Raw genomic sequence first — 20270 nt, 5'->3', positions numbered from 1 at the left:
GGGGATGCCGCGATCAGGTCACGCGCGTCAGTCGCGCAGTTCCGCCACGTAGCACTGCGCCTGCATCTGCTCCAGCACGGCCTGCGTCGCCACCTGGGTGGACACCCCGCGGCCGCCGGTGGCCAGGTCGTTGGTGAAGACCTGCGCATTGAGCGCACCATCGACCGCACGTTCGATGCAGTCGGCTTCCTCGTGCAGGCCCAGCGAATGGCGCAGCAGCAGCGCGCAGCTGAGGATGGTGGCGTAGGGATTGGCGATGCCCTTGCCGGCGATGTCGGGGGCCGAGCCGTGGATCGGCTCGTACAGGCCGACCTTGCCGTCGCCCAGCGAGGCCGAGGGCAGCAGGCCGAGCGAGCCGGCCAGCATCGAGGCCTCGTCGGTCAGGATGTCGCCGAACATGTTCTCGGTGACGATCACGTCGTACTCGCGCGGCTTGGCCAGCAGGTGCATCGCCATTGAATCGACCAGCTGGTGTTCCAGCTTCACGTCCGGAAACTCCTCCTGGCCGATCCGCGTGGCCACGTCGCGCCACAGGCGCGAGGTTTCCAGCACGTTCGCCTTGTCCACCGACACCAGGTAACCGCGGCGCTGGCGCGCCAGCCTGAAGGCGCTGCGCACCACGCGCTCGATCTCGGTGACCGAGTAGCTGCACAGGTCGCTGGCCCCGCGCGCGTCGCGCGTCTTCTCGCCGAAATAAATGCCGCCGGTCAGTTCGCGCACCACCACGATGTCCACACCGGTCAGCAGGTGCGGCTTGATCGGCGAGGCGTTCAGCGCGGCCGGGTGCGGCCGCACCGGGCGCAGGTTGGCGAACAGGCCCAGGCCCTTGCGCAGTGCCAGCAGGCCCTGCTCGGGGCGGACCTTCGCATTGGGGTCGGACCACTTCGGCCCGCCGACGGCGCCCAGCAGCACCGCGTTCGCCTGCTGGCAGCCGTGCAGCGTCGCCTGCGGCAGCGGCTCGCCGTGCCTGTCGATGGCGATGCCGCCGATGTCGTACTCGTGGAAGTCGAAGGTGTGGCCGTGTCGGCGCGCCAGCGCGCGCAGTACGGTGACGGCGGCGGCGGTGACTTCCGGGCCGATCCCGTCACCGGGCAGGAGGGCGATGTCAGCGTGCATGGCGGGTGGCCTCGTAGTGTTCGATGTCGGGGTGACGGGCCAGCAGGTAGCCCAGTTCGTCGACGCCCTGCAGCAGGCAGGTCTGCGCGAAGGCGTCGAGCGGGAAGGAGAAAATGTCGCCGCCGGGCGTGCGCAGTTCCTTCGCGGCGATATCAACGACCAGTTCATCATCCGGCCGCTGCATCAGCGCCTGCACGGTGGCTTCCGGCAACACCACCGGCACCAGCCCGTTCTTCAGGCTGTTGTTGCGGAAGATGTCGGCGATCTCGCTGCTGACGATGGCGCGCAGGCCCAGATCGGTCAGCGCCCACGGTGCGTGCTCGCGCGAGGAACCGCAGCCGAAGTTGCGACCGGCCAGCAGGATCTGCCGGCCGCTGTTCTGCGGCTGGTTGAAGGCGAACGCGGGGTTCGGCGACCCGTCAGCCTGCCAGCGCCAGTCGTTGAAGGCGTGCTTGCCCAGGCCGGCGCGTTCGGTCGTCGACAGGAAGCGCGCCGGGATGATCTGGTCGGTGTCGATGTTGGTCTGCGCCAGTACCACGCTCTTCGAGCGTATTTCGTTGAAACCGGCCATCACGCGACCTCCTTCTGCGTGGCGAAGAGATCGCGCGGATCGCTGACGCGTCCGTTGACCGCCGCCCACGCCGCCGTCAGCGGCGAAGCGAGCAGCGTGCGCGCACCGGGACCCTGACGCCCTTCAAAGTTGCGGTTGCTGGTGCTGACGGCCAACTGGCCGGGTGCCACCAGGTCGCCGTTCATCGCGATGCACATCGAGCAGCCGGGCTCGCGCCATTCGGCGCCCGCGTCGCGCACGATCCGGTCGATGCCCTCGGCTTCCGCCTCGCGCTTGACGATCTCCGAACCGGGCACCACCAGCATGCGCACGCCGGCGGCGACCTGGCGGCCACGCAGCACCTGCGCCACTTCGCGCATGTCGCGCAGGCGGCCGTTGGTGCAGGACCCGACGAACACCACGTCCACCGGTGTGCCTTCCAGGCGTTGGCCGGCGCTCAGGTGCATGTAATCCAGGCCTTTCTGCGCCGCTGCGTCGGCGGGCGCGGGAATCAGGGCATCCACCGCGATCGCGGTACCGGGATGCGTGCCCCAGGTCAGGGTCGGGCGGATGTCCGCCGCGTCGATGCGCACCTCGGCATCGAACGTGGCGCCTTCGTCGCTGCGCAGCGTCGTCCAGTAGGCGACGGCGCTGTCGAACGCCTCGTCCTTCGGGCCGCGTGGCGTCTTCGCCACCCAGTCGAACGTGGTCCGGTCCGGCGCCACCATGCCGGCACGCGCGCCGGCCTCGATCGACATGTTGCACAGGGTCATGCGCTGCTCCATGTCCAACGCCTCGATGGCGCTGCCGCGGAACTCGATGACATGGCCGGTGCCGCCATTGACGCCGATCACGCCGATCACGTGCAGCACGATGTCCTTGGCGCCCACGCCCGGTGCCAGCGCGCCGTCGACGGTGATGGCCATGGTCTTCGGCTTGCGCTGCAGCAGGCATTGCGTGGCCAGCACGTGGCCGACTTCGCTGGTGCCGATGCCGAACGCCAGCGCGCCGAACGCGCCGTGTGTGCTGGTGTGGCTGTCGCCGCAGACGATGGTCATGCCCGGCAGGGTGAAACCCTGCTCAGGTGCAATGACGTGGACGATGCCGCGGTTCGGCGAGGCCATGTCGAACAGCTCGATGCCGTGCTCGGCGCAGTTGCGCGCCAGCGTGTCGACCTGCGTCTCGGCGGCCTGCGTGTAATAGGGCAACCTGCCGTCCGGCCCGGCGGGCAGGGTCGGCGTGGAATGGTCCATCGTCGCCTTGGTGCGGTCCGGCCGTCGCGGCGACAGGCCGCGCGACGCCAGCTCGGTGAACGCCTGCGGCGAGGTGACCTCGTGGATCAGGTGCAGGTCGATGTACAGCACGGCGGGCGCCGCATCGGTCTCGGGGACGACGACGTGGGCGTCCCACAGTTTGTCGAACAGGGTGCGTGGTGCGGTCATGCGGGGGTTCCGATGGTGCGTTGGAAAAGAGAAGTGAGTGGAGAGGAGTGAGGAGTGAGCGAGGGCAGTGCTTTTACTCGCTCCTTGCTGCTCTCCGCTCACTCCTGCCGTTCAAGCGGCGGCGACTTCCTGCTGCTCGACGCGCCGCTGCCGCAGCAGCCGGTTCGCCACGTCCAGCCAGGCCAGCGCGCTGGCCTCGATGATGTCCTTGCTGGTGCCGGTGCCTTCGTGGTCTTCGCCGTCGCAGCGCACCGACAGGCTGGCTTCGCCGCGTGCATCGGCGCCGATGCCGACGCTGTGCACCTGATAGCTCTCCAGTTGCAGCTGCACGCCGGTGGCGGCAGCCAGCGCGCTGAACAGCGCATCGACCGGGCCATTGCCCTGCGCGGTTTCCGAGATGCGGTTGCCGTCCGGGTCGGACAGTTCGACCAGCGCGTTGGCGCGGCTGCCCACATCGCTGATGGTCATCGATGACAGCCGGTAGCCGTCGCTGACCGCGGCGTCCTGCATCAGCGCCTGCAGGTCGGCATCGCCGACCACGCGCTGCTTCTCGCACAGCGCCTTGAACTGCTCGAACACCAGCTTCAGCTCGTCCTCTTCCAGCCAATAGCCGAGCGCGCGCAGGCGCTGTTCGACGGCGGCGCGACCGCTATGGCGGCCCAGCACCATCTGCGACGACGGCCAGCCCACGTCCTGCGGCTGCATGATCTCGTAGGTGCCGCGGTGGCGCAGCATGCCGTGCTGGTGGATGCCGGATTCGTGCGCGAACGCATTGGCGCCGACGATCGCCTTGTTGCGCTGCACCGGCATGCCGACCAGCCGCGACAGCAGCTGCGAGGTTGGCACGATGCGCTGCGTGTCGATGCGCGTGTCCAGGTTGTAGAAGGCATTGCGCACCTTCAGCGCCATCACCAGTTCCTCGATGGCGCAGTTGCCGGCGCGCTCGCCGATGCCGTTGATCGAGCCTTCCACCTGCCGCGCGCCACCCTCGATGGCGGCCAGCGAGTTGGCCACGGCCAGGCCGAGGTCGTTGTGGCAGTGCGCGCTGAAGACCACGTTGTCGGCCCCCGGTACGGTGGCGATGGCGCGCTCGAACATGCCGCGGATCTCCTCCGGCGTGGTGAAGCCCACGGTATCCGGCAGGTTGATGGTGGTGGCGCCGGCGGCGATGGCGGCGGCGATGGCCTGGTGCAGGAAATCTTCTTCGGTGCGGGTCGCATCCTCGGCCGAAAACTCGATCTCGTCCACATGCCCGCGTGCCAGCCGCACGTGCGTGTCGATGGATTGCAGCACCTGCTCGCGGCTCATGCGCAGCTTGTGCTCGCGGTGCAGCGGGCTGGTCGACAGGAACAGGTGCAGGCGCGGCCGGGCGGAGGCCGACAACGTGCGCAGCGAGGTGTCGATGTCGCCCGGCAGGCAGCGCGACAGCACCGCCAGCGTGGTCTCGCGCAGCTCGCGCGAGATAAGCGCGTGTGCCTCGCGATCGGACTGCGAGCTGGCGGGAAAGCCGGTCTCGATGATGTCCACGCCCAGCTCGGCCAGGCCGCGGGCCATCACCAGCTTCTGCTGCGGCGTCATGCTGCAGCCGGGGGACTGCTCGCCGTCGCGCAGGGTGGTGTCGAAAATTCGGATCTGCGCCGGGGCGGAAGGGGTTGGCGTATTCACCAGATGGATTCCTCGTGTACTTCTGTTGCCAGGGCGGGGGCCGCGATGCGGCGTGCGCCCGTCTTGATGGGGGTGGTGGAAGCGGCCGCGCGCGTGGCGTCGCGGCCGCCCGCAAGCGAAGGCTCGCCCTCCACGGCGCGGCGTCGCGGCTTGCGTGGCGGGCGCGGGCGGACGTCGGACAGCAACTGCGCCAGCACGGCGGCGTCGATGTTACCGCCGGACACCACGGCGCACTTGCGCTTGCCGGCGACGCGACGACCGGCGGCCAGCGCCAGCGCACCGGCGCCCTCGGCGATCAGGTTCTCTTCCAGCGCCAGCCGCACCAGCGTCTCGCGCAGCTCGGCCTCGCGCACGATCACCACGTCGTCCAGCAACTGCGTGCACAGGCGGCGGGTGATGAAGCCGGGCACCTTGACGCGCACGCCGTCGGCCAGCGAGGCGACGGGGTCGAGCGGCGAGACATCGCCCTTCATCGCGCGGATCATCGCATCCACGCCTTCCACCTGTGCACCGACCACGCGCACGCCCTGCGACTTCAGCGCCAGCGCGACGCCGGAGGCCAGGCCGCCGCCGCCGATCGGCACGATCACCACGTCGGGCGTGTGCGGTGCGATTTCGATGCCGACCGTGCCCTGGCCGGCGATCACGTCCGGATCGTCGAACGCGGACAGGAAGCGGTAGCCATTCTGCTCGGCCAGTTCTTTGGCGAAGGCGAAGGCTTCGTCGTAGCTGTTGCCGTGCTGGCGCACGGTGGCACCCCAATGCGCGACGCCGGCGATCTTGGTCGCCGGCGCGCCATGCGGCATCACCGTGATCGCCTGCACGCCCAGGCGATACGCGGCCCAGGCCAGGCCCTGCGCGTGGTTGCCGGCGGACGCGGCGATCACCGGGCGCTGGTCGCCACGTTCGCGCGCGGCCAGCAGTGCATTCAGCGCGCCACGGACCTTGTACGAGCCGGTGCGCTGCAGGTTCTCCAGCTTCAGCATCACGCCGAAACGTTCGGCGTGGTGCATCGGGGTCGGCGGCAGGTAGCGGCGGAGCCGCGCCTGCGCGGCCAGCACGTCGCCCACGGTGACGACGACGTCGCCTACGTCGGGGTCGCTGCTTGCGCTGGCGCGGCCGGCATCAGGCATCGCGGCACGGCTGCGGCTGATGTGGAAGAAGATGCCTCCGGAGCACGACGTCCGCGTTGGCGGAGGTGGCGTTCATGCGGCGCGGTCCTGCGGGCGACGGTCCCGGCTCAGCTCCTGCACGGCACTGAAGGACAGTTCCTCGACGTCGTAGATCTTGAGCAGTTGCTGGCGCAGGGTTTCCGGCGCGCGGGTACTGTCGATCACCAGCGCCAGCGCCCAATAGCCTTCGCTGTCGTGGGTGGCATGGACGGCATGGGGCGGAAAACCACGGCGCTCGATCATGCCCAGCACGCGCACCAGTGCGCCCTCGGCAGGTTTGAGCTTGAGTTCAAGCCGGTAACGCATTCTTCTTCTCCGGGCCGTCGGCCGTGACGGCAGGCTCGGCGGATTGCTTGGCCGGATTGGCATCCAGCATCGAGCTGTTGGCGTGGTTGGGCGGTACCAGCGGCCAGACGTTCGCCTTGATGTCGATGGTGACGTGCAGCAACGCCGGACCTGGCGTGGCCAGCAGGTCGGCCAGCGCCCCTTCGACTTCATCGCGCTGGCTGATGTGGTACGCGGGGATGCCGAACACGCGCGCCAGCGCGGCGAAGTCGGGATTGTCGGACAGGTCGATCTCGCTGTAGCGCTCGGCGAAGAACAGTTCCTGCCACTGCCGCACCATCCCCAGCGCACTGTTGTCGATCAGCACGATCTTCACCGGCAGCTTGCAGCGGGCGATGGTCGCCAGCTCCTGCACGTTCATCATGAAGCCGCCGTCGCCATTGACCAGGATGACGGTGCGGTCGGGACAGGCGAACTGCGCGCCCATCGCCGCCGGCAGGCCGAAGCCCATGGTGCCCAGTGCGCCGCTGGTCAGGTGGTTGCGCGGATGGGTGAACTTGCAGTGCTGCGCCACCCACATCTGGTGCTGGCCCACGTCGCAGGCGACGATCGCATCGGCCGGCGCCACTTCGCTCAGCCGCTTCAGCAGGCCGGGCGCGTAGATGTCGGTGCCGGGCGCGTCGTAACGGAAGCCGAAACGCTCGCGGTGGCCCAGGCAACGCGTGCGCCAGGCGTCGCAGGTGCTGCGTGCGGCCGTCAGCGCCTTCAGGCTGGTGGCGACGTCGCCGGGCACCGCGATGTCGGCGGTGCGCAGCTTGCCGATCTCGTAGGCGTCGGCGTCGATGTGCAGCACGCGGGCGAACGGCGCGAACTCGGCGAGCTTGCCGGTGGCGCGGTCGTCGAAGCGCGCGCCGACCACGATCAGCAGATCGCATTCCTGGGTGGCCATGTTGGCCGCCCGCGTGCCGTGCATGCCCAGCATGCCCAGGTAGTGCGGATGGCTGGCCGGCAGCGCGCCCAGGCCGCGCAGCGTCAGCACGGTGGGGATCTTCGTGGCGTCGACGAACTGGCGGAAGGCCTCGACCGCATCGGCGATGCCGATGCCGCCGCCGCCGTAGATCAACGGTTTCTCGGCGCCGGCGATGGCCGCCAGCGCGTCGGCCAACTTCGCATCGTCCGGCGCCGGCAGCGGGTCGACGCTGGCCGGCACGTGGTCGGGCAGATGCGAGGCATCGGCCATCTGCACGTCCTTCGGCAGATCGATCAATACCGGGCCGGGACGTCCCTCGCGCGCGATGCGGAAGGCATCGGCCACGACCGCCGGCAGGTCGTCCACGCGCCGCACGATGAAGCTGTGCTTGACGATCGGCAGGGTCAGGCCGAACACGTCCAGTTCCTGGAATGCGTCGGTGCCCATCAGCGTGGTGGCGACCTGGCCGGTCAGGCAAACCATCGGCACCGAGTCCAGCATCGCGTCGGCGATGCCGGTCACCAGGTTCGACGCGCCAGGACCGGAGGTGGCCACGCAGACGCCGACCTTGCCGCTGGCGCGGGCATAGCCGTTGGCGGCCAGCGCCGCACCCTGTTCGTGGCGTACGAGGATGTGCTTCAGCCGCGAATCCACCAGCGCGTCATAGAACGGCATGATGGTGCCGCCGGGATAGCCGAACAGCGTGTCTACGCCCTCGGTTTCCAGGGCGTGGGCCAGCCAGCGGGCGCCATTGCGCGGAGCAGTGGCCGCAGCAGCGTTCATGCGGCGGCCTGCTCGTCTGTATCGGGTTGCGCGGCGTTGGCCTGCAGCCACACCATCTTCGCGCGCAGCTCCCTGCCGACCTTCTCGATCGGGTGGTCCTTGTCGGCCTGCTGGAACTTCTTGTAGTTCGGCAGGCCGGCGTCGTACTCGGCCTGCCAGTTGCGGGTGAAGGTGCCGTTCTGGATGTCGGTCAGCACGTCCTTCATGCGCGCCTTCACCGAGGCATCGATGACGCGCGGGCCGCTGACGAAATCGCCGTACTGCGCGGTTTCGGAGATGAACTCCAGCATGCGGGTGATGCCGCCTTCGTAGAACAGATCGACGATCAGCTTCAGTTCGTGCAGCACCTCGTAGTAGGCGATCTCCGGCTGGTAGCCGGCTTCCACCAGCGTCTCGAAGCCGGCCTGCACCAGCGACGACGCACCGCCGCACAGCACGGCCTGCTCGCCGAACAGGTCGGTCTCCGTCTCTTCCTTGAAGGTGGTCCTGATGATGTTGGCGCGCGCGCCGCCCAGGCCGCCGGCGTAGGCCAGCGCGAACTGCTCGGCCTTCCCGCTCTTGTCCTGGTGCACGGCGTAGATGCACGGCACACCGCGGCCGATCTCGTACTCGCGGCGCACCAGCGCACCCGGACCCTTGGGCGCCACCAGCACCACGTCCAGGTCGGCGCGCGGTTCGATCATGCCGAAGTGGACGTTCAGGCCGTGCGCGAACAACAGTACCGCGCCCTGCTTCATGTTCGGCGCCAGCACGTCGGCGTAGAGCTTCTTCTGCACCATGTCCGGCGTCAGCACCGCGACCAGGTCGGCGTCCTTCACCGCGTCGGCCGGTGCCTTGACCACGAAGCCATCGGCTTCCGCTTTCGCCTCGGTCGGGCCGCCCGGGCGCAGGCCGACGGTGACGTCGAAGCCAGAATCGCGCAGGTTCAGCGCATGCGCGCGGCCCTGGCTGCCGTAGCCGACGACGGCGATCTTGGGTTGCGGGAGAGCGTTGGCGGTGGTCATGGAGCGTGATTCCTGGAGGGTTGAGGAAAAGGGAAAGGCGCTTAAACAAAAAACCCCGCACTTCTCAGTGCGGGGTTTTGCGAATCTGGCGTTGCTTGCTGCTTACACGCCGGTCCGTCCCGCAGTTGTGGGCGAGGTAATAATGACGAGTACGAGGACGGGCGCCGCAGTCGGTGCGGTGAGGTCGGTCGTCGTGGGCGTGTGGCGCTGCAACATGCGGCAAGAGAAACATGCCGCTCGGAAGCGTGTCAAGCGATTCGGCGGGCTTTTCGACGATCGGATGATTTCACTCGATATGGTTGCAACTGAAACCGTGGAAAGCCAGCAGAATCGAGGCTTCCCACGTCGTCGCCGCATCGCTGGTTTTCATGCCCGAGTACCGCTCCAAGACTTCCACCCACGGTCGCAACATGGCCGGCGCCCGCGCGCTGTGGCGCGCCACCGGCATGAAGGACGAGGACTTCCACAAGCCCATCGTCGCCATCGCCAACTCGTTCACCCAGTTCGTGCCGGGCCACGTGCACCTCAAGGACCTCGGCCAGCTGGTCGCGCGCGAGATCGAGCGCGTCGGCGGCGTGGCCAAGGAATTCGACACCATCGCGGTGGACGACGGTATCGCGATGGGGCACGACGGCATGCTGTATTCGCTGCCCTCGCGCGAAATCATCGCCGACTCGGTGGAGTACATGGTCAACGCGCACTGCGCCGACGCGCTGGTGTGCATCTCCAACTGCGACAAGATCACGCCGGGCATGTTGATGGCCGCCATGCGGTTGAACATCCCGACCGTGTTCGTGTCCGGTGGCCCGATGGAGGCCGGCAAGACGCGGCTGGCCGGCCACAAGCTCGACCTCGTCGATGCCATGGTGATGGCGGCCGACCCGAACGTATCCGACGAAGAGGTCGCGGCCGTGGAGCGCAGCGCCTGCCCGACCTGCGGCTCGTGCAGCGGCATGTTCACCGCCAACTCGATGAACTGCCTGACGGAAGCCCTGGGCCTGGCGCTACCGGGCAACGGCACCGTCGTCGCGACGCATGCCGACCGCGAACAGCTGTTCAGGCGCGCCGGCGTGGCGGCGGTGGAGCTGTGCCATCGCTGGTACGGCGGCGAAGACGCGAGTGCGCTGCCGCGCGGCATCGCCACGTTCGAGGCATTCGAGAACGCGATGACGCTGGACATCGCGATGGGCGGCTCCACCAACACCATCCTGCACCTGCTCGCCGCGGCGCAGGAGGGCGACGTGCCGTTCGACATGCGCGACATCGACCGGCTGTCGCGGCGCGTGCCGCAGCTGTGCAAGGTGGCGCCGAACACGCAGAAGTACCACATCGAGGACGTGCATCGCGCCGGCGGGATCATGGCGATCCTCGGCGAACTGGCCCGCGGCGGACTGCTGCACACCGGCGCCGCCACCGTGCATGCGAAGACGCTGGGCGACGCCATCGCGAAATGGGACGTCACCCAGAACGACGACGATGCCGTCGCGACGTTCTACAAGGCGGGACCGGCCGGCATTCCCACCCAGGTCGCCTTCAGCCAGGCCACGCGCTGGCCGTCGCTGGACACCGACCGGGCCGAAGGCTGCATCCGCAGTGTCGAGCACGCGTTCTCGCACGAAGGCGGCCTGGCCGTGCTCTACGGCAACCTCGCGGTCGACGGCTGCGTGGTGAAGACGGCCGGCGTGGATGAATCGATCCACGTCTTCGAAGGTTCGGCGCGTGTGTTTGAAAGTCAGGACGCGGCGGTGGCCGGCATCCTCGGTGACGAGGTGAAGGCCGGCGATGTGGTGGTGATCCGCTACGAAGGCCCCAAGGGCGGGCCGGGCATGCAGGAAATGCTGTATCCGACCAGCTACCTGAAATCGAAAGGCCTCGGCAAGCAGTGCGCGTTGCTGACCGACGGTCGCTTCTCCGGCGGTACCTCCGGTTTGTCGATCGGGCATGCGTCGCCGGAAGCGGCGGCGGGCGGTGCCATCGGTCTGGTGCGCGATGGCGATCGCATCCGCATCGACATTCCGCAGCGGTCGATCGAGCTGCGCGTGTCCGACGAGGAACTGGCCGCACGGTGCGCCGCACAGGACGCGACCGGCTGGAAGCCCGCACAGTCACGCCCGCGCAAGGTCAGCACCGCCTTGAAGGCATATGCCCTGCTCGCCACCAGCGCCGACAAGGGCGCGGTGCGTGACAAGGCCCTGCTGGATGCCGTCTGATACGCGGATGATCGCGCGCTTCGTTCTGGCCCTGCTGCTGACACTCGCGGCGCTGCCCCTTTCCGCAAAGGAGGAAGCGCGTACGCCGTGGGTCGTCGCCACCTACGCCTATCCGCAGCGCGATCGCGCAGCGGCGATCCAGCCGCTGGCCGACTACCTGGCCCGGCGCGGCCGCCATCCTGTGCAGGTCAAGGTGTTTCCGTCACCGAGCGCGCTGGTGCAGGCGATGCGCGACGGCCAGGCCGATGTCGCGGTGCCCAATCTGCACGGCTACCTGCAGGCGCGTCGCGACGTCGCACAGGTGACCACGCTGCCGGTGCCGCAGGTGCCGGCGTTGCAGGCGGATCGCTACCGCGCGGTGCTGGTGGCGCGGCAGATCGTGTCGCCCGCCGAGTTGAAGGCGAAAGCGGGCCAGCTGCACCTCGTATTGGTCGGTCGCGATTCGGCGTCCGGCGGCTTCGTGCCGGTGCAATACCTGCGTGACGCGGGACTGGATCCGGCCACGGCCTTCGCATCGGTCACGTACGCGGGTTCGCACGCGGCGGCGTTGCAGGCCGTCGTCGAGGGACGTGCCGATGTCGCCGCGCTGGCCGGCGATGTCCATGACGCGGCCCGTCCGGACAACATCAACGTGCTGTGGCGCTCCGATCCCATTCCACCCGGACCGCTGCTGTGCCGTGCGGCGACCGGCGTGCCGTGCCAGGCCATCGTCGCGTGGCTGCTGGAGGCGCATGCCGAGGCGCCGGACGTGATGGCCGCGCTGCGCGCCGGCTGGCCCGAATTCGGCGATGCCACGCGCTTCGTTCCGGCTGACATGGTCCGCGTGTCCGACGTGGCCCTTCGACTGGACTGAGTACCGGGCAGGCCCGAAAAGCGCGCTCAATTCCTCTCTCCGTCGGCCGCTACCGGTAGACGGGGGAGAGAAAAATGGCGGCGACAGAAGACAGGCAGGCCGGGGCTATGACCAAGGAAAGTGTCCTGCCGGATGCGCCGGTGGGACTGGTGCGGCTGGATGCCGCCGCGCGCGTGGTGGCGGCCAACCGCGCCGCGTGGGACCTGCTGGCGCTGGCGCCCGATGCGGTGCTGGGGCAGCCCTGCGAATGCCTGTGGGGCCTGCCGGCCACCGCGCTGGACGATGAAGAAGGCACCTGGTGCGCACCGGGCGGCGATCCCGCGCGTCGCATCCGCTACCAGGCCGACCGCGACGGCGAGGGTTGGCTGCTGTCGCTCCCGCATCCGGAAACCGCCGCCCTGTTGCGCGACGCCGCCCGACTCGCGCAAGGCGAGACGCCTGCCGCGATCACGCCACCGCTGCGCGAGCTTGCGCGACGGCTGGCGGAGGCCGCCACCGAGCGTGCGCTGCTGGAACGCATCGGCGGCCTGCTGGGGGGCTGCGACCTGGATCTCGCGCTGCCCGATGCGCAAGCCGCGCACCCGTTGTCGCGGCAGATCGCCGCCGGCTTCGGCAACCTGGCCGAGGCCATCCGCCAGGCCGTGGCGTTGTCGGTGCAGGTGGCGGCGGAAGTGCCGCACCTGGTCGGCGACAACGGTGAACTGCTGGACCAGTCGCAGGCGCAAGTCGCCGCGCTGGACACCGTGCTCGACGCGACCCGGCGACTGCTGCAGGGATTGCAGGGTGCGGGTGAGGAACTGCAGGCGGTGATCGGCGTGGCGGCCAGTGCCGACGCCAGCGCCCGCCAGGGCATGGAAGCCGCACGCCAGCTGGGCGATGCGATGCGCGAAGTCGAACGTCGCTCCGCCCGTGCCGGCGACGTCATCGAAGTCATCGACGCGGTGGCGTTCCAGACCAACATCCTGTCGATCAACGCCAGCATCGAAGCCGCCCGCGCCGGCCCGGCGGGACGCGGCTTCGCCGTGGTCGCCACCGAGATCCGCCGGTTGGCCGAACAGGCTGCCGCCGCGGCGCGCGATGTCCGTGTGATCCTCGACGAAAGCGGGCGAGCGCTCGGCGAAACCGCGGCATCGGCCGAAGCGACCGGACAGGTGCTGGGTGGTATCGGCGACCTGCTGGCGCGTGCGAGCCGGGCGATGGAATCGGTGGTCGAGCGCGTGTCGGCGCAGGACGACGAGATCACCGCCATCGATGCCGCCGTCGAACGCGTGGCGGCGCTGAGCCGCAGCAACCTGGAGCACGCAGGCCATGTCGCGGCGCGCGGCACTGCGCTAGCACAGGGCACCGACACCCTGCGCGATTGCGTGGGCCTGTTCCGGTTGCCGGCCGATCCGCTCGGCCATCGCCGCCATGCCCGCGTCCGCGATCTGGCGCAGGCCGCCGCGGTCCGCATCGGCCAGGCGCTGGCGCAGGCGCTGCATGACGGGCGCATCGAGGCGGACGGCCTGTTCTCGCGCGACTACACGCCGGTGCCCGGGGTGGAGCCGGCCAAGTTCACCACCGCCTTCGACGCACTCTGCGACGAACTGCTGCCGCCGCTGCAGGAGCCGGTCGCGGCCCGGCACCCCTGGATCGTCTTCGCCATCTGCGCCAACCCGGACGGCTACGTGCCGACGCACAACCTGCGCTTCACCCAGCCGCTCACCGGCGATCGCGCGGTGGACCTGGTGGGCAACCGCACCAAGCGTATCTTCGCCGACCGGGTCGGCCGCAGCGTCGGCGCACACACCGACCCCTACCGCCTGCAGGTGTACCGGCGGGACACCGGGCAGATCATGTTCGACCTCTCGGTCCCCGTGTTCGTCGATGGGCGGCACTGGGGCGGCTTCCGCGTGGGCTACACGCTGGAATGAACTCGCCTGCCCGGCGTTTGTGCTCTAATTCGCCCCGAAGCGGGGGTATCGCCGGCCGGGCCGGTGATTGAGACAGACCCTTCGAACCTGATCCGGTTGAGACCGGCGTAGGGAAGCTTCGCAGGCTGCGCCGTGTTGCCGTGTCGCCCCTCGTGGCCCCGCCATCCGTCCGCTGCCGCGCCGCCGCTTCGTCCGTGATGCGATTCCCTCGCGTCGCATTATGCGAATCCCTCGCAAGAGCCCGCACATCCAGGTGCGGGGATTCAAAAGGACGATGCCGATGAATGCCATTCCCAAGCCCGCCACCGACCTGCTGCAGCAGACCGGGCAACTTTCCGAATCCGTGACCCGTCCGATCCCCGGCTCGCGCAAGATCTTCGTGCAGGGCTCGCGCGCCGACCTGCAGGTGCCGATGCGCGAGATCGCGCTGACCCAGACGCCCACCATCTTCGGCGGCGAAGACAATCCGCCGGTCACCGTCTACGACACCTCTGGCCCGTATACCGATCCGGCCGCGACCATCGACCTGGCCGCCGGCCTGCCGGCGTTGCGTGCGAAGTGGATCGAGGAGCGCGGCGACACGGAACAGTTGCCGGCGCTCAGCTCGGAGTTCGGCCGCTCACGCGAGACCAACGCCAAGCTCGACAGCGTGCGCTTCCCGGGCCGCATCCTGCCGCGCCGCGCCAAGGCCGGCGCCAACGTCAGCCAGATGCACTACGCCCGGCGCGGCATCGTCACGCCGGAGATGGAATACGTGGCCATCCGCGAAAACCAGCGGCTGGACGCGGTGCGCGATGCGATGCTGCTGAAGCAGCATCCCGGCGAGGCGTTCGGCGCCAGCATCCAGAAATTCATCACGCCGGAATTCGTGCGCGACGAGATCGCTCGCGGCCGCGCCATCCTGCCGAACAACATCAACCACCCGGAAAGCGAGCCGATGATCATCGGCCGCAACTTCCTGACCAAGATCAACGCCAACATCGGCAACAGCGCGGTGTCCTCCGGCATCGCCGAGGAAGTGGAGAAGCTGGTGTGGTCGATCCGCTGGGGCGGCGATACGGTGATGGACCTGTCCACCGGCAAGCACATCCACGAGACCCGCGAGTGGATCATCCGCAATTCGCCTGTTCCCATCGGTACCGTCCCGATCTACCAGGCACTGGAGAAGGTCGACGGCCGCGCCGAGGCGCTGACCTGGGAGATCTTCCGCGACACGCTGATCGAACAGGCCGAGCAGGGCGTGGATTACTTCACCATCCACGCCGGCGTGCTGCTGCGCCACGTGCCGCTGACGGCCAAGCGCGTGACCGGCATCGTCTCGCGTGGCGGTTCGATCATGGCCAAGTGGTGCCTGGCGCACCACAAGGAGAACTTCCTCTACACGCACTTCGAGGACATCTGCGAGATCATGAAGGCCTACGACGTGGCCTTCTCGCTGGGCGACGGCCTGCGTCCGGGCTGCATCGCCGATGCCAACGACGCCGCGCAGTTCGGCGAGCTGGAAGCGCTGGGCGAGCTGACCAAGATCGCCTGGGAGCACGACGTGCAGTGCATGATCGAAGGCCCCGGCCACGTGCCGATGCAGCTGATCAAGGAGAACATGGACAAACAGCTGCGCGAGTGCGGCGAAGCGCCGTTCTACACGCTCGGCCCGCTGACCACCGACATCGCGCCCGGCTACGACCACATCACCAGCGCCATCGGAGCGGCGATGATCGGCTGGTTCGGCACCGCGATGCTCTGCTACGTGACGCCGAAGGAGCATCTGGGCCTGCCCAACCGCCAGGACGTGCGCGACGGCATCATGGCCTACAAGATCGCCGCGCATGCGGCCGACCTGGCCAAGGGCCATCCCGGCGCGCAGGTGCGCGACAACGCGCTGAGCAAGGCGCGTTTCGAGTTCCGCTGGGAAGATCAGTTCCACCTCGGCCTGGATCCGGAAAAGGCGAAGGAATTCCATGACGAAACGCTGCCGAAGGACGCGCACAAGCTGGCGCACTTCTGCTCGATGTGCGGCCCGCATTTCTGTTCGATGAAGATCACCCAGGACGTACGCGACTACGCGGCGGAGCATGGGGTGGAGGAGCAGGCGGCGCTGGAGGCCGGCATGGCGGAGAAGTCGGCGGAATTCCTGGCGCAGGGCGCACAGGTGTATCGTCAGGGCTGATCCGGCCGGACGAGACGCATCCGGCCCGGGCCGGCACGCGTAGTGTTCACGGGACGTGCGCCATGATGGCGGCGTCCCCGACTGGAGAACGATCATGGCCCGATTCGCCCGCAATGCCGGCCGCTGGCTGATGGCCGCCGGTGTCCTTCTACTCGCCGCCTGCGCCACGGGTCCGCGCGTCACCAGTGACGTGGACCCGTCCGCCAACTTCGGCCAGTACCGCAGCTTCGCCTTCTATTCGCCGCTGGCGATCGAAGGGCAGGGGTATGCCACGCTCACCAGCGGCCGGACCAAGGACGCCGCGCGCAGGCAGATGGAAGCGCGCGGTTACGTCTACGACGAGACCTCGCCCGACCTGTGGGTGAACCTCAACGCCTACATGCAGGAAAAGACCGACGTGGTGAACACGCCGGAGGTCGATTACGACTACTACTACAGCTACCGCGCGCGCCGCTATGTGTCGGTGCCGTACTGGCGCGACCGCACCGACGTGTACACGTACACCGAAGGCACCTTGAACGTGGACCTGGTGGACGCGAAGCAGAACCGCCTGGTCTGGACCGGCGTGGCGGTCGGCCGCGTGGGTCGTACCAAGCCGGAAGAACGCGGCGCGAAGATCGATGCGGCGGTGGCGGAGATCTTCCTGCGCTATCCGTACCGTGCCGGCAGCGGCACGCCGGCGGCGACGCCGTGAAGGGCAGCGGTCCGGGCATTGCCAAGGCCGGCATCGGCTTCGGCACGGCGCTGGCCATCACCATTTCGTGGAGCGCCAACAAGTCGCTGCTGTGGGCGGTGATCCATGGCCTGTTGTCGTGGATCTACGTGGTCTATTACGCCCTGGTGTACCACTTCAAATGAGTAACGCCGCGTGACGACACCTCTGCGTTGGCTGCGCTGGCTGGTGACCGCGCGGCGGCACCCCTGCGCCTTCCTGCTGATCGTGCAGCTGGCCGGCATCCTGCTGTACCCGGTCATGGAAGATACGCCGGCCGGCCGCGCACTGTTCGGCGCCTTCGGCATCCTGGTGCTGGCGCTGGCCCTGTGGGTGGTCAACCGCAGCGCAGCCGTGAACTGGATCGCGTGGTCGCTGGCGATTCCGTCCGTCCTGCTGTCGGTGTTCGCGGCGGTCTTCGACGTGCAGGCACTGTGGATCTATGCCCACCTGCTGGAGAGCGGACTGTACTTCTATACTGCCGGCAGCCTGATCGCCTACATGCTGCAGGACCATTCGGTCAGCAGCGACGAGCTGTTCGCGGCCGGCGCGACCTTCACGCTGCTGGCGTGGGCCTTCGCGTTTGCCTTCTCGGTGTGCCAGCAGTGGTATCCGGGCAGCTTCACCGCCGCGGTGGATCCGCAATCGCCGCGCAGCTGGATGGAGCTGCTGTTCCTCAGCTTCAGCCTGCTGTCGGGCGTGGGCCTGAGCGACGTCGTGCCGATCCTGCCGCAGGCCCGCGCACTGGTGATGCTGGAGCAGTTCGCCGGTGTGATGTACATCGCCGTGGTGGTGTCGCGGCTGATCGGCCTGACCATCCTGAAATCGCCCGCGCGCAAGGCGGAGTGAGCTTCTTCGCGAGATAAAAAATTCGCGCCTTGCGGCGCGAATGCTGGAGCTCGTGTAGTAGGACGTCGGCGAGAGAGAGAGTTTGCCTGTGATGCTCCCGTTCAGGGCGAGCACGAGGGTCACTGTAAAATGCACCGCGACGGTGCGCTTTCCCCGTACTGCCTTGGCACTTTGCCGAATCTGCCGGATCGCTTGGCCCGACGCGCGGCAGGCATTAAGGCACATGACGGACCCTGGACGACAGCGCAGCATTCGCTCCCGATGAGATCCCCCGACTCCGCCACTCCACCGCCAGGCGATCGCCTGAAGGTGGGGGAATGCCTGGTTGATGTGCCGCTGCGTGAAATCCACGCACCAGGCGCGCGCCGACCTGCCCGCATCACGCCGAAGTCGATGGGCGTGCTGCGCGTGCTGGCGGAGCATCCGTCGCGCGTGGTCACCCGGGAGGCGCTGCTGGCGGCCGTGTGGCCCGATACGTTGCCGACCAACGATGTGGTGACCCAGGCCGTCACGCAACTGCGCAAGGCCTTCGGTGAGCGCGCGGAGGGCCCGCGTTACATCGAGACCATCGCCAAGAGCGGCTATCGCCTGCTGGTGGACGTGGAATGGCTGCCGCGCGAGGCCGAGGAAGATCCGGTAGCCGAGCAGACGGATGTCGGCAGTGACGCCGCGCCGGCACCCGTCCAGGTGCAGTCGGCACCCGCGACGGCAGTGGGCGCCGACGCGCGCCACGCGTTGTTGTTCCGGCGCTGGCGATGGGGGCTGGGACTGGGTGTGCTGGCGATCGCGTGCATGGCGGCCGCGCTCTGGTGGTCGGGAGCCCGTCGCCCTCCGCTCGGCGCGCAGGACGAAGTGACCGCGTTGCTGCCGGCGGCCAGGCCGTACCGGCTGATCACCTCGGCGCCAGGATTCGAGATGTCGCCCACGTTGTCGCCGGACGGCTCGCAGGTCGCCTACCTGTCCAGCATGACCGAAGAACTCGCGGGCACCGCGATCCTGGTGCAGACCACGGAACCCGCCCAGCCGCGCACGCTGACGTTCCCGCCGGAAGGCGCCTGGGACACCAACCCCGAATGGTCGCCCAGTGGCCGCGAGATCGCCTTCCTCCGCCGCTCTCCCGGTGAGGACTGCCGCATCATGGCGGTCCAGGCCAGCGGGGGCGAACCGCGCGTGCTGGGCCAATGCGATCCGCACAACCGGCCCTCGTTCGACTGGACGCCCGACGGCAACGGCCTGGTGTTCAGCAGCCCCTTGAGTGGCGATGGCGAACCGGGGCTGCGCCTGCTCGACCTGGCGACCGGCCGCTGGCGCGCACTCGATTACGGTGCCAGCGCGCAGGACGTGGACACCGCGCCGCGCTTCTCGCCGGACGGGCAATGGATCGCCTTCATCCGCAACACGCCATTGGGCGACCTGTGGCGGATTCCCGCCGGCGGAGGACGGGCCGAGCGCCTGACCCACCAGCGCGCGGAGCTGCGCGGATGGGACTGGACCTCCGACGGCAAGGCCATCGTCTTCGGCCGTCGGGTGGACAGCCATACGCGCCTGTACCGGCTCGACCTGGCGGCGCGGACGATCAGCGACCTCGGCATCGAGGATGCCCAGGCGCCGGCCGTCGCCGCGCAGGCCGACCAGTTGGCCTTCGTGCAGCGCAAGCCGCAGTTCGGGCTGTACCGCATCGGTGAGGCGGCCGCTGGCGGCGGCGAACGGCCCCTCCAGCGCCTGTTCCCGTCCTCGGGCCGCGACTCGCTGCCGTCGGTGGCGCCGGATGGTCGGCAGATCGCGTTCACGTCCGACCGCTCCGGCGAATTCGCGCTCTGGTGGGCCGACATGGAGCGGCCTGCGTCGTTGCGGCTCATCGAAGGCATCCGCCCCGAGTCCCGCCACCTGCCGGCCTGGTCGCCGGACAGCGGCCGGCTGCTGGTGATCGGCACCGATGCCAGGGGGCACTATGGCCTGCACGAACTCGAACCCGTCAGCGGCCAGTTGCGTCCGCTGCCGGTGCCGGTGCCCGCCGGGGACCTGCTGTTCGCCACCTACATGCCGGACCCCGACCACGTGCTGGTGGTCGCGGGGAACGGCGACGGCCAGCAGCTCGTGCTGTTCGACCGCCGGAGCAGCCCGTGGCGGCGCTTGGCCAGCATCGAAGGCGTGTCGTTCGCGCGCGCGGACCTGGCACAGGGCCGGGTGTTGTTCACCCGGCTCGCCCGCGACGGCCTGTGGCAGTCGGACCTGGGCCTGACCGCCGCCAGCATCCGCCAGGTCGATGGCAGCCGCCCCGCCAGTCAGCGCTACCGGACCTGGACGGTGACCGAGGATGGCCAGATCGAATACCTCGAACAACTGCCCGGGTGCTACGTCAGCCTGCGCCACATCGGCGTCGGGCGCGCCCACGCGCCGCCGCGATGCCTGGAGCCCACCCACCTGGCCACCGTCAACGGATTCAGCGCACATGCCCGTGAACGTGTGACCTATGTCTCGATGGCGGTCGTGGATGGCTCCGACATCGGCTTCCTGTCGCTGGATCCTGCGCCGCCGCGCACGGGTGGCGGCTTTCGCTAACTCCTTGGTGTGCAAGA

Annotated in this window: 16 protein-coding genes and 1 riboswitch; of the genes, 8 read left to right on the top strand and 8 right to left on the bottom strand. The window is 68.8% G+C overall.

Annotation, left to right across the window (positions count from 1 at the left end; genetic code table 11):
• Positions 1-27: 27 nt before the first annotated feature.
• The 8 genes from leuB to ilvC form a co-directional block, all read right to left on the bottom strand.
• Positions 28-1116 (bottom strand): 3-isopropylmalate dehydrogenase, encoded by a 1089-nt coding sequence (leuB, locus tag ASD77_RS03325; RefSeq protein ID WP_055937274.1) that lies wholly within the window; start codon positions 1114-1116, stop codon positions 28-30.
• Positions 1106-1687, bottom strand: coding sequence for a 3-isopropylmalate dehydratase small subunit (leuD, locus tag ASD77_RS03320; protein WP_055937271.1), 582 nt, complete (start codon positions 1685-1687; stop codon positions 1106-1108). The genes leuB and leuD overlap by 11 nt, the downstream gene beginning before the upstream one ends.
• Entirely contained in the window at positions 1687-3108 is a 1422-nt protein-coding gene (leuC, locus tag ASD77_RS03315; protein ID WP_055937269.1) for a 3-isopropylmalate dehydratase large subunit, read from the bottom strand. The genes leuD and leuC overlap by 1 nt, the downstream gene beginning before the upstream one ends.
• Positions 3109-3219: 111 nt before the next feature.
• Positions 3220-4773: a 2-isopropylmalate synthase gene (locus ASD77_RS03310; protein ID WP_055937266.1), complete on the bottom strand. Its 1554-nt coding sequence runs from the start codon at positions 4771-4773 to the stop codon at positions 3220-3222.
• Positions 4770-5906 carry a threonine dehydratase gene (locus ASD77_RS03305; RefSeq protein WP_055937263.1) on the bottom strand — a complete coding sequence of 379 codons (1137 nt, stop codon included), beginning with the start codon at positions 5904-5906 and terminating at the stop codon, positions 4770-4772. The genes ASD77_RS03310 and ASD77_RS03305 overlap by 4 nt, the downstream gene beginning before the upstream one ends.
• A gap of 72 nt (positions 5907-5978) precedes the next feature.
• The gene (locus ASD77_RS03300; protein WP_055937260.1) at positions 5979-6251 is read right to left on the bottom strand and encodes an ACT domain-containing protein; all 273 of its coding nucleotides are present in this window, start codon (positions 6249-6251) and stop codon (positions 5979-5981) included.
• Positions 6235-7983, bottom strand: a complete 1749-nt coding sequence (ilvG, locus tag ASD77_RS03295; RefSeq protein WP_055937257.1) for an acetolactate synthase 2 catalytic subunit — start codon at positions 7981-7983, stop codon at positions 6235-6237. Before ilvG ends, ASD77_RS03300 begins: the two co-directional genes overlap by 17 nt.
• Positions 7980-8987 (bottom strand): ketol-acid reductoisomerase, encoded by a 1008-nt coding sequence (gene ilvC, locus ASD77_RS03290; protein WP_055937254.1) that lies wholly within the window; start codon positions 8985-8987, stop codon positions 7980-7982. The genes ilvG and ilvC overlap by 4 nt, the downstream gene beginning before the upstream one ends.
• A 368-nt stretch (positions 8988-9355) precedes the next feature.
• Here ilvC and ilvD point away from each other — a divergent pair, with 368 nt between their 5' ends.
• From ilvD to ASD77_RS03255, 8 genes are all read left to right on the top strand, one after another.
• Positions 9356-11197 (top strand): dihydroxy-acid dehydratase, encoded by a 1842-nt coding sequence (gene ilvD, locus ASD77_RS03285; protein ID WP_055937251.1) that lies wholly within the window; start codon positions 9356-9358, stop codon positions 11195-11197.
• Positions 11187-12050 carry a PhnD/SsuA/transferrin family substrate-binding protein gene (locus tag ASD77_RS03280; RefSeq protein WP_235578463.1) on the top strand — a complete coding sequence of 288 codons (864 nt, stop codon included), beginning with the start codon at positions 11187-11189 and terminating at the stop codon, positions 12048-12050. The genes ilvD and ASD77_RS03280 overlap by 11 nt, the downstream gene beginning before the upstream one ends.
• Before the next feature lie 74 nt (positions 12051-12124).
• Positions 12125-13963 (top strand): methyl-accepting chemotaxis protein, encoded by a 1839-nt coding sequence (locus ASD77_RS03275; protein ID WP_055937245.1) that lies wholly within the window; start codon positions 12125-12127, stop codon positions 13961-13963.
• Between the two features lie 31 nt (positions 13964-13994).
• Positions 13995-14095, top strand: a riboswitch (TPP riboswitch).
• 148 nt (positions 14096-14243) lie between these two features.
• The gene (gene thiC, locus ASD77_RS03270; protein WP_055940977.1) at positions 14244-16130 is read left to right on the top strand and encodes a phosphomethylpyrimidine synthase ThiC; all 1887 of its coding nucleotides are present in this window, start codon (positions 14244-14246) and stop codon (positions 16128-16130) included.
• 94 nt (positions 16131-16224) lie between these two features.
• Positions 16225-16824, top strand: a complete 600-nt coding sequence (locus ASD77_RS03265; RefSeq protein WP_055937243.1) for a DUF4136 domain-containing protein — start codon at positions 16225-16227, stop codon at positions 16822-16824.
• Positions 16821-16988 carry a hypothetical protein gene (locus tag ASD77_RS18360; RefSeq protein ID WP_200947390.1) on the top strand — a complete coding sequence of 56 codons (168 nt, stop codon included), beginning with the start codon at positions 16821-16823 and terminating at the stop codon, positions 16986-16988. The genes ASD77_RS03265 and ASD77_RS18360 overlap by 4 nt, the downstream gene beginning before the upstream one ends.
• Positions 16989-16998: 10 nt before the next feature.
• Positions 16999-17691 carry an ion channel gene (locus ASD77_RS03260; RefSeq protein ID WP_235578462.1) on the top strand — a complete coding sequence of 231 codons (693 nt, stop codon included), beginning with the start codon at positions 16999-17001 and terminating at the stop codon, positions 17689-17691.
• A 261-nt stretch (positions 17692-17952) separates the two neighbouring features.
• Positions 17953-20253, top strand: a complete 2301-nt coding sequence (locus ASD77_RS03255) for a winged helix-turn-helix domain-containing protein (RefSeq protein ID WP_235578461.1) — start codon at positions 17953-17955, stop codon at positions 20251-20253.
• Positions 20254-20270: the final 17 nt, after the last annotated feature.

This window comes from Pseudoxanthomonas sp. Root65 (assembly GCF_001427635.1).
GTDB lineage: Bacteria > Pseudomonadota > Gammaproteobacteria > Xanthomonadales > Xanthomonadaceae > Pseudoxanthomonas_A.
The sequence above is the reverse complement of the archived record's forward strand: the minus strand, read 5'-3'. Positions and strand labels throughout refer to the sequence as shown.